At 29.5% G+C, this 9,967-nt stretch carries 12 protein-coding genes and 1 pseudogene; 8 read left to right on the top strand and 5 right to left on the bottom strand.

Annotation, left to right across the window (positions count from 1 at the left end):
• On the top strand, positions 1 to 208 hold a 208-nt coding region (locus ACLBWW_RS15015; protein WP_447614104.1), incomplete at its 5' end, for a tryptophan-rich sensory protein.
• A 120-nt stretch (positions 209 to 328) separates the two neighbouring features.
• On the opposite strand, the gene ACLBWW_RS15010 is transcribed toward ACLBWW_RS15015, so the two are convergent.
• Positions 329 to 691: a carboxymuconolactone decarboxylase family protein gene (locus ACLBWW_RS15010; protein ID WP_447614103.1), complete on the bottom strand. Its 363-nt coding sequence runs from the start codon at positions 689 to 691 to the stop codon at positions 329 to 331.
• A gap of 253 nt (positions 692 to 944) precedes the next feature.
• On the opposite strand from ACLBWW_RS15010, the gene ACLBWW_RS15005 reads away from it, so the two are divergent.
• On the top strand, positions 945 to 1,118 hold the full coding sequence (locus ACLBWW_RS15005) for an asparagine synthase (protein ID WP_071739411.1): 174 nt from the start codon (positions 945 to 947) through the stop codon (positions 1,116 to 1,118).
• Between the two features lie 663 nt (positions 1,119 to 1,781).
• Positions 1,782 to 2,120, top strand: a complete 339-nt coding sequence (locus ACLBWW_RS15000) for a DUF378 domain-containing protein (RefSeq protein WP_000849456.1) — start codon at positions 1,782 to 1,784, stop codon at positions 2,118 to 2,120.
• A 415-nt stretch (positions 2,121 to 2,535) separates the two neighbouring features.
• Here ACLBWW_RS15000 and ACLBWW_RS14995 read toward each other — a convergent pair whose 3' ends face one another.
• Positions 2,536 to 2,832 carry a metalloregulator ArsR/SmtB family transcription factor gene (locus tag ACLBWW_RS14995; protein ID WP_107134512.1) on the bottom strand — a complete coding sequence of 99 codons (297 nt, stop codon included), beginning with the start codon at positions 2,830 to 2,832 and terminating at the stop codon, positions 2,536 to 2,538.
• Positions 2,833 to 3,253: 421 nt separating this feature from the next.
• The gene (locus ACLBWW_RS14990) at positions 3,254 to 3,676 is read right to left on the bottom strand and encodes a helix-turn-helix domain-containing protein (protein WP_447614102.1); all 423 of its coding nucleotides are present in this window, start codon (positions 3,674 to 3,676) and stop codon (positions 3,254 to 3,256) included.
• A 445-nt stretch (positions 3,677 to 4,121) separates the two neighbouring features.
• Here ACLBWW_RS14990 and ACLBWW_RS14985 point away from each other — a divergent pair.
• Positions 4,122 to 4,366, top strand: a pseudogene (locus ACLBWW_RS14985) (MMPL family transporter); the annotation flags it as partial.
• The gene (locus tag ACLBWW_RS14980) at positions 4,350 to 4,511 is read left to right on the top strand and encodes an MMPL family transporter (RefSeq protein WP_107134514.1); all 162 of its coding nucleotides are present in this window, start codon (positions 4,350 to 4,352) and stop codon (positions 4,509 to 4,511) included. The pseudogene ACLBWW_RS14985 and the gene ACLBWW_RS14980, both read left to right, overlap by 17 nt.
• A 303-nt stretch (positions 4,512 to 4,814) precedes the next feature.
• Here ACLBWW_RS14980 and ACLBWW_RS14975 read toward each other — a convergent pair whose 3' ends face one another.
• On the bottom strand, positions 4,815 to 5,723 hold the full coding sequence (locus ACLBWW_RS14975) for a TIGR01777 family oxidoreductase (RefSeq protein WP_447614101.1): 909 nt from the start codon (positions 5,721 to 5,723) through the stop codon (positions 4,815 to 4,817).
• 582 nt (positions 5,724 to 6,305) lie between these two features.
• Between ACLBWW_RS14975 and ACLBWW_RS14970 the strand changes: the two genes are divergently transcribed.
• Positions 6,306 to 7,277, top strand: coding sequence for a YbgA family protein (locus tag ACLBWW_RS14970; protein ID WP_447614100.1), 972 nt, complete (start codon positions 6,306 to 6,308; stop codon positions 7,275 to 7,277).
• Between the two features lie 354 nt (positions 7,278 to 7,631).
• Here the strand turns inward: ACLBWW_RS14970 and ACLBWW_RS14965 are convergent, their stop codons facing one another.
• Positions 7,632 to 7,880, bottom strand: a complete 249-nt coding sequence (locus tag ACLBWW_RS14965) for a DUF3243 domain-containing protein (RefSeq protein ID WP_000114446.1) — start codon at positions 7,878 to 7,880, stop codon at positions 7,632 to 7,634.
• A gap of 463 nt (positions 7,881 to 8,343) precedes the next feature.
• Here ACLBWW_RS14965 and ACLBWW_RS14960 point away from each other — a divergent pair, with 463 nt between their 5' ends.
• Positions 8,344 to 8,607: a transcriptional regulator SplA gene (locus ACLBWW_RS14960; RefSeq protein WP_000423611.1), complete on the top strand. Its 264-nt coding sequence runs from the start codon at positions 8,344 to 8,346 to the stop codon at positions 8,605 to 8,607.
• Entirely contained in the window at positions 8,604 to 9,632 is a 1,029-nt protein-coding gene (gene splB, locus ACLBWW_RS14955) for a spore photoproduct lyase (protein WP_107134517.1), read from the top strand. The genes ACLBWW_RS14960 and splB overlap by 4 nt, the downstream gene beginning before the upstream one ends.
• Positions 9,633 to 9,967 lie beyond the last annotated feature (335 nt).

Here is a 9,967-nt window from a genome sequence, read left to right as displayed (position 1 = left end):
GTGCAATCAAGCGTTCAGCTACTTTCAATTCAGTCAAAAAAATTTATTTTTAGCAACAGTAGATTGTTTACTAGTCGCTATTACTACGTTGCTTCTCATTATGTTTTCTTCCAATTTATCTAAAGTATCGGGATGGTTGCTAATCCCATATTTTTTATGGGCTACATTTGCTACGTACTTATCCTGGATAATTTATAGTATTAATTAAAAGTGTAAATGAAAACTTGAGCATAATAAAAATGCTCAAGTTTTTTATTTTTATTAGTAAATATATGGGAGGTGCCGGGAAAATACACGAATTTTTACCCTCAAGTGAATTTTTTAGCAATTAATTATGGTTATTTAATTCTTTTATACATTCTTGAACAAGTGTGACTGCCTGACTCATAGTGGGGCCTCCGCCAAATGCTGCTGTTACTCCAACTGTTTCAAGAATTTCTTGTTCTGAAGCACCTTGATCAATACATCCTTTTGTATGATAAATGATGCAATACTCATCTTGAGAATAAAGACTTATGCCCAATGCAATCAATTGTTTTTCTTTCTTTGATAACGTACCATCTTTGAAACACTCTTGTGTAAAATGATGGAATTTATCAGTGAGTTTAGGCATTTTTTCAGCAAATACACCTAATCCATATTTGTATTGTAATAGTGCAGCTTCAGTAGAAGTTTTATCTTTATATTCCATTTTAAATTCAACTCCATATTCAGTGTGTATTAAACAAAGATTAGTATGGGCGTAAATAGTTTTGATTAATCATAATTGTAAATAAAAAACAGATACTAATTTTAAAATTAAATACAAAAGGCGAATATTGTGAAATTGTTCATAAAAATCCACATAATTTTGATCAAAAATAAAATACTAATAGATGTTTTAATGCTGTACTTCTAAAGCATTAGAACAAAATTATTAACTACGATACAAGGAGGCAATCACTGTGGATATTCGTGAAGGATTAATTCCAACAGCACTAGGTACAGCAGTGACAGCAGCAGGTTATGTTCTTAAACAAACTCGTGGAACTAATAAAATGATTGCAAATACAGTATTTGGATTTGGTTTAGCTCACGTTGTTTTAGGTGTAATTGATCTTGTAGAACATCGTGGTTAGAATGGAAAGCAAGCATATTAATGCTTGCTTTTTTCATAATCTAATTAAAATTTGTATTTAAATGAAGTAATTCAATAAATTAAACCAAAATATTTTATCGAGGTTAAAGGGATGGATTACTTTAAGAAAGGATATAATATTTTGGGCATATGTAATTTCCTTAGCTGTGTAAGATAGTTTAGTATTTAACCATGCTTAAATACTGCTTAGAAAAATTATATATAATAAAGCAGCCCGTAATTTTACGGCCCGCTTTACTCACTTGTTATGAAAGGTTAACTATTTATTCTAACACTTAAATAGTTCCTATGTAGTATAAACACAATATATTATAGTATGCAAAAAAAGATGCTTATGATTCATTCTGAGGATAAAAATACCTACACGCTTAATATTTATTTTATGTATTAAAGTAGTAAGAAATATTAATAATAAATATGAACTTTAGTAATGCTGTGAAGTAACATGAAAGTTAATATTTAATCATAATATTAATTATTAAGTGTCTACTCATATTTTACGTTATGGAATTTAATATGTTGATGGTAAGTATATGGTATGCATAATGTTTTATGAAGAAGCATAGCTAAGGATTCATACAGAAAGAATTAAAAATATTGATCTGCATAATATTATCAAATTATTAAAGGAAGTGTTAAATCAATGAAAACTATACAGCGGATTGCTTTAGCATTAATTATTATCGGTGCTATTAATTGGGGATTAATTGGATTTTTTAAGTTTGATTTAGTAGCTGCAATATTCGGTGGACAAGGGGCCTTTTTATCGCGGGTTGTATTTGCTCTTGTTGGTCTAAGTGGATTAATGTGCATAACTCTTTTATTTCAGCTAATGAGGGACGTAAATCAGGATTTCAATTATAACAAATCAACAGAAATAAATTATGGTACCGAATTTGGTGAAGAAACAGATATAGTAGATCTTAGAGAATCTTCAAATCAAAACTATACATCTAAACAACGTAATTCTCTGGATGATTAATAAAATGCTTATTACATCCATTACTGAACGAGAAATTCTAAGACCATAAAGTGAGTCGTGAAATCGTTGCCGTTCTCTCATAACACTTCAGTAACCATTAGTGTAGAAATAATAGCTAGAATCTTTCTTTATTTAATACTCATCTCACTTATATTTATGAAACATTCATATGTTATGTTGGGTAAGTTCTTTTTTGAATCATATTCATTCTATAAAAATCCCTAGCCCCCTCTAGGGATTTTTACGTTCAATTGAAAATGAAGAATAGTGTCTTATTTCTCAATGTGTAAAATTTTTAAACGCAATAAAATAATATAAGAATGAATTCCAATACACATATTATTAAATTTAAGATGGTTCAAGTTGGAAGAAGGCACCAGAGGGTGTCTTCCTCCATTGACACTAAATTAAATTTTTAATTTAACAATCCTAATAAAAAAATAATATCAATGGTTTTTTTCTCTTCTACTTTGCAATAGATCTTTGTACCCTTCCGCTCACTACTGATAACCTTGCTTAGCGTTAATTTTTTTAAATGTTGTAGAATTTTATATTCTGCAATTTGTGTTGCTGCACTAAGTTGAGAAACTGTCATAACACCATTTTTAATCAATTCACTAACAATCAATAAACGGTTTGAATTACCCAGCATTTCAAGGATTTTAGCACTCCTTTCAAAATGACTATAATCCATATTAAAAACATTAGACATAATGTTTATCCTCCTGGACCATCACAAATAATAATTAAGAAATATTTAAATAACACTTTTCTAAAAATTACTATAAAGATACAATAAATTCAAATTATAAGAAATAGTTTTCAGGCATTTTCTCTTTTTTAGCACTTCTATTTATATGTAAATATGTTAAAATATTATATGAAAGATTCAAGGTGTATTTTTAGTTTTTAAAATGATGTTATTAAAATTAAGATGGTTTAAGTGTAAGAAAGGCACCTTAAGGTGTCTTTTTTTTATTGGGTAGTTACACGATTACTGTCATAGACCGCAAAATAAAAAATCTCTGTGGTTCTTTAAATTTCATATCATTGATTACCGAATAAAGATAATATTTTAATATTATGATTTTTTTGATCCATATTAATATATTCTTTTTTAAGGTTATCTTTTTTTAGGATTCAGATTTACTAGCATAAATTTCAATGATTTTTTGGAATTGCAATTCAATATTACGAAGTGTTATTAGGTCTTCAATATTAATATCTTTATAAGTATCTGCTATTTTTTCTATTGATAATTCAATACATAGTAAATCGTTATTCAATTTAGGTCCAGAAGTAGAATAACTTGAAGGTATTATTTTTCTTTCTTGTTCGTATAAATCTTTTAAATCATTGTATAAATCATTTCCATCACGAGTGAGTCGCATTCCAAATTTTTCTCGTCTAAATAGTCTTTTTCCAAGTATTACTTCAAAATCTTTTATTGATCGATTAACAGTTGGTGTAATTCGATATGTCTCGTGTATGTTAGGTAATATTAAGCTATTTTCAGCTGAATTCATAAATTCTTCAACTTGTTTGAACATTAACATATATAAAATCACCGCCTAATAATATAATAAAAAAACTTAGAGAAATTGATTTTAAAATTTTTTATACTTTATGATACATCTCTCAAACTTAAAACATCCTCATATTAATAAGGTATAAAATACCAATCCTTCTTTATATATTTTAACATGTTTACATATTGTTCAGATAATAAAAAATTTATCTAAACGTATAATTATAATTTAAGTTGAAGTAAAAATAAATTTCAAGTACTATACCTGAATTGAAAATAAAGTCCTGCACTAGGGGTATAGAAGGTGAATCTTCTATATGCAGATAAATACGGTATGTAAAGGTTTTCTAAATTTTCCAATATAGTAACCCACTTTGATTATAAAAGATTCAAGTCTTTTAACAATGAACTTTTGCAACATCTTCCATAGAAACACCTTGATAACCTTTACTTAAAAAATTTGTAGATTTTGTATTTTTATTTTTGGGAGAGTAGCATTTTTCCCATACATTCCAAGAACTAAGGAAATGAGTGAAGAGCATACTAAAAAGAAAAATAAGAAAGTTAAATTAAAGGAATCAAAAGGAGCATTAAGCAAAAAAATGCAGAATTTGTTATTCGTAAGCCATGGACAATTATTCTGCTAACGGTATTCCTACTAGGCGGGTTGGCTTCATTTGTTCCACGCAGCCAATATACGTATGATTTATATAAAAGCTAATTCACCAATCCACGTACTTGTTCAATTTGGAATTATTACGGCAATAGGAGTAATGTTGGATACATTCATTGTTAGGTCTCTTCTTGCCCCTGCCAGTACGGTGATTCTAGGATGGTTCAAATTTTGTTCAGGTGAAATCTAGAATGGAAAAGAGAGAGAATGTGGATGCTTAATAAAATAATGAAATGAATATAGAATTTTTCAGAAGTTACGAATATGGATTTTTTAGAAATACAATATATTTTAGGGAAGTAAAGGTAGATATCTTTTTATAAGAGATGCCTACCTTTTATCATCTTGTTATTAAGAAAATTCCTTAATTAACCTCTTAAAAGGTGGAGAAATCTTCTAAATCTCACATAGATTAAAGTTTAAAATATGTATTTCTAATCTTCCGCAATTTTATTGCCATATTTTAAATATAGATAAGTTGTATTTTGAAGTACTACATTGTAGATGGAATTATATTTTGTAATGCATGTTCTAATGCTAAAAATTTATATTGATATCCGTGTTCAATAGCTTTTTGAGGTAATACGTGCTGTCCTTCTAATATCAGCATGCTCATTTCTCCCAGTAAAGTATGGAGGATAAAAGAAGGGACTGGCAGCCAATGTGGGCGCCCTGTAATTTTTGCAATATTTTTCCCGAATTCTTTCATAGTAGCTGGTGTTGGTGCTGTAATATTAAGAGGTCCTTTTACCTCCTTTTTGTTGATAGCAAAATCAATTATACGTACGGCATCATCTATGTGAATCCATGATAACCATTGGTTTCCGGTTCCGATTGTACCGCCAATATACAATTGATAGGGAAGGAGCATTTTTGGAAAAGCACCTCCATCTTTACCTAATACAATACCGAATCTAGTGTAAATAGTACGTATTCCGAGAGATTTAGCTTGAGATGCTACTTGTTCCCATAAAGATACTGTAGTTGCTAAAAAATCATTTCCCGGAGTTTCGTGTTCCTCTGTGAAAGACTGCTTTTGAGATGCCCCGTAGTATCCAATAGCACTGGCATTAATGAAAGTTTGAGGTTTTATTTCAAGGGTGTGTAATTGCTTAATAAGTCCTTTTGTAGTTTGTAACCTACTCTCTAAAATCTTTTCTTTTTGTTTCTTTGTCCATCTACCGTTATTAATAGATTCTCCAGCTAGATTAATGACAACATCAATAGACGAAAAAGGAAATGTATTTGAATTAGCATCCCATTTTACATATTGAATATTAGAAGTTGAAAAATTATCTATCTTTTTCCGTGTAAGAATATAAACAGTATGCCCCTCATTGCTAAGAAAATTTGAAAGATGTCTACCAATAAATCCACTTCCACCACAAATTGCAATTTTCAATAAAATTTCCTCCTCATTATATTAATTCTTAAAAAAATTGTGACTATGTTAAAATAACAGTGAAGAGTATGATTGTCATTACAGAAATCAAAGTAGAGGAATTTAGAGATAATAGTTGGAAAAGCCATCATCTCTAAATGTATTTTCAAACTATTACATAACCAATATATTTATGATAAAAAACTTTTAATTTTTTATATGTTTGGACAAAAAGTCCTTTTAATTAAAAGGGCCCAATTTTTATAAAAAGAAAACTGTTAAGTCAAGGTGCTCAAGAATTGATTCTTAGACACAGTTTACAAGAGGATTCGATGGGAAAGCAAATTAAAAATACTCTTACCTTTATGGGAAAAAGGGTTTTCTCAAAAATGTTCTTTTTTAAGCCAAAAAAAATAAAAATACATGTTCAAATGTTTTATTAAACAAATACCAATTTCATAGAATATCGATACTCTTGACAATTCTAACAACATTACGGAATATTTTTATATTGGATGTAAAACACTGTAATGATGGCATAAAAGTTTAAAAGATAATTTAATACTTAATATATTGCTGATTAAATCCTAAGGAGGCAATAACATGCAGAAACAATTTCCTAAACCAAAAGTGGTTGTGAGTAAATGCTTGGAATTTGATACCTGTCGTTATAACGGAGATATGATTTTTGATGTTACAATTCAAAATTTAAAACCATTTGTTACATTTATTCCTGTATGTCCTGAAGTAGAAATTGGATTGGGTATACCTCGTGAAACAATTCGAATCGTTGAGGAGAATGGTGTTCAAAAGCTTGTGCAGCCTTCTACAAGAAAAGATTTAACAGAACAAATGCAGCATTTTTCTAATAATTTTTTAAGTACATTACCAGATGTCGATGGATTTATTTTAAAAAGTCGATCTCCAAGTTGTGGAATAAAAGATGTGAATATCTATACGGGGTATGAAAAGTCACCAACGAAAGGAAAAGGTCCTGGCATATTTGGTGGGGCTGTGCTAAGAAAATTATCTCATATTGCAGTAGAAGAGGAAGGGAGATTGTTAAATTTCACTATTCGAGAATGTTTTTTCACAAAATTATTTACAATTACTCATTTTAGAAGAATCAAACAAAATAGAAATTTAGAAGAATTGATTGCTTTTCAATCCGTTTATAAGCATTTATTCATGGCATATAATCAGTCAAAACAAAAAGAGTTAGGCAGAATTATTGCCAATCACAAAAAAGATAATGTTGAGAGCGTATTTAAAAAATATGAGGAAATGTTATATGAATTATTAAAAAGAACACCTCGTTATACATCACATGTAAACGTATGTCAGCATATCTTTGGTTATTTTAAAAAGAATTTGAAAAATCAAGAAAAAGAGCATTTTTTAACACTTCTTCAAAAGTATAAAGAAAAAAGGATACCGCTTAGCAGTTTGCTCGCTGTATTAAAATCATGGGCTCTTCGTTTTGAAGAACACTATTTATTAAGGCAAACCTATTTTGAACCTTATCCAGAAGCCTTAGTAGAAATTTCAGATTCAGGAAAGGGCAGAGATTACTAAAGAGAACTACATAATCTTATTGTACAATTCCTTTGCTGTTTTAGAACAAAATAGAAATTTTCGTGTATAAGTGATAGGAATCAATGACAAAGATTACTTGTTTTCTTACATAACATACGGAAAAGCTATTATACTTTCACTTCTAGTAGCATCAACTTTTATAAAAAATAAGCGTACAACAAAAACATATAGTTATTTGATATACACACTGGAATTTAAGTTTTCGTATAAAACCAGTTACATAAAATAAATCAAATATTAAACACATTTATATATGAAAAGAGTATGGGAGTCTAAAAAAATAAATAGTCACACTCTTTTCATATAGAAGTGTGACTAAAAATGCATGCTTGTTTATTTATGTTGGACAAACTTTACCATTAAATTAGCAATTGTATGCTGTTCCTGTTCATTAGCAACTTTCCAAAGCTCAGCTAATAGTTTTTCTTGGTCATTTCGCGCCTCTACTTCATTTGCCAAATAATCACCTACACGGAATGCCATATCTGAAACTGCCTCACCAGCAATTCCTTTTCCTTCGGCTTGTTCTAATCGTTCTCCTAAAAAGCTTTTCCATTGATCAAAATTGTCTAGTACTGACATAATTAATCACCTCACTATTAAGTAATAGAACCATACTTACTTTGTGCAAATTCTTATTTTATATGTGAAGATTTTTATTTTAACAATGTCAACCATCGTTTACCTCAATTAAGTTGGTTTTGGTGTAACAAATTTAAAGGACTAAAAAATGTTCTTTCAAACTAGGCCATTGTGGTACTAATACTTCAAATAGGTATGTGCTCAGTACGAAGAAAGAGAATTAAGAGTTTACTATTTTTTTAAGGATATTTTAGTCCTGATAAACGAAATTCTATTTGGTTTCTGCTCTTAAGTTGATCGGTTATGAGCGTGTGGGGATATTTTTCCATAGCGTCAATCATAAATGTAATTCAAAATAAAGATTCTTCTTGATAAAAGTAGACATATTTTTATGGACTATAGGAAAAAATTTAGAATGTATTACTTTGCACATTACAATTTTTAAAAAAGAAAAGGTGATTGAATGGAGCTTTCTAATGAAAGTAAAACTTATCATGCTGGAGATATTGTCTATATTTTTTATCGAAATCCCCACACTCAAGATGTAGCAAATATACAAGCCGCAGCAGTTGTAAATAACCCTGAGAGACCAAATGAATTAGCATTGTTCCTTTACGAAACGTATTATCCACTAACAAATGAGATGGCGGTTTATTCTACGGAAGAAGAGGCAAACCAAGCGTACACTTACTATTATGGTGATATTCCAGAGGGGATGTTGGAATGAATAAGCCATTTATGCCTAAGCTCGTATATTTTGAACCTAAAGCATTAGATTATCCTTTGGGGAAAGAGCTGTTTGAGAAGTTTTCAAAGATGGATGTTGAAATTCGACATACTACTTCCCATAATCAAGTAAGAGATTTGCCAGGCGATAATGATTTTCAAAAGTATCGAGTAGCAAAATCTACGCTTGTTGTTGGTGTTAGAAAAACACTGAAATTTGATACTTCCAAGCCTTCAGCAGAGTATGCTATTCCCTTTGCAACAGGGTGTATGGGACATTGTCATTATTGCTATTTACAGACAACAATGGGAAGTAAGCCATATATCCGTACTTATGTAAATGTTGATGAAATCTTAGAAGCCGCTGACAAATACATGGAGGCTCGTGAACCAGAATTAACAAGATTTGAAGCTTCGTGTACATCAGATATTGTAGGAATTGATCACTTAACACATACGCTAAAACGGGCAATTGAACATTTTGGGGAATCAAAATACGGAAAGCTGAGGTTTGTTACAAAATTTCATCATGTAGATCATTTACTTGATGCAAAACATAATGGGAAAACAAGATTTCGATTTAGTGTAAATGCTGATTATGTTATTAAAAACTTTGAACCAGGTACTTCTCCTTTAGCTAAACGAATTGAAGCAGCAGGAAAAGTAGCTAGAGCAGGATATCCGTTAGGGTTCATAGTGGCTCCTATTTATCTTCATGAAGGCTGGCAGAACGGTTATTATCTTATGTTTGAACGTCTTGATGCTGAATTACCTCTTGATGTAAGAGATGACATTACATTTGAATTTATTCAACATCGTTTTACAAAGCCTGCAAAGAGAGTGATTGAAAAAAATTATCCTATGTCAAAATTAGAATTAGATGAAGAGAGAAGAAGATATAAATGGGGGAAATATGGAATTGGTAAATATATTTATCAAAAAGAAGAAGAAGATGATATAAAAAATCAACTTTATTCATATATGAATAAATTCTTTCCAAATGCAAAATTAGAGTATTTTACATAATATAATGGAGATTCTTAATATAAGAAATGTAATTTAAAAAATATACGTTTAAAGTTCAAAATTGCATGTATGTTCATTTAGTCTAAAGTTAATGTTATAAATTAAAAAATATAAAAAAGTTATCCTTTCTAAATGTGTTAGAAAGGATAACTTTTTTATTAAATGGTATTAAATTTCTTAAGTTCAAAAGTGGATAAGAAGTACTTTACATTTCAGCTGTAGATAAAATACAGATATTTCTTATGCGCGAGGAAATCCTTTTAGTAATTTTAGATGATTTAAAACATTTATTGTAAGTAAATGTTTTGATTATTATTTAAGGACATGTTGCAGTT

It is taken from the genome of Bacillus sp. M5A3_1b, from assembly GCF_053345335.1.
Note: the sequence above shows the minus strand (reverse complement) of the source record. Positions and strands in the feature narration are given on the sequence as shown.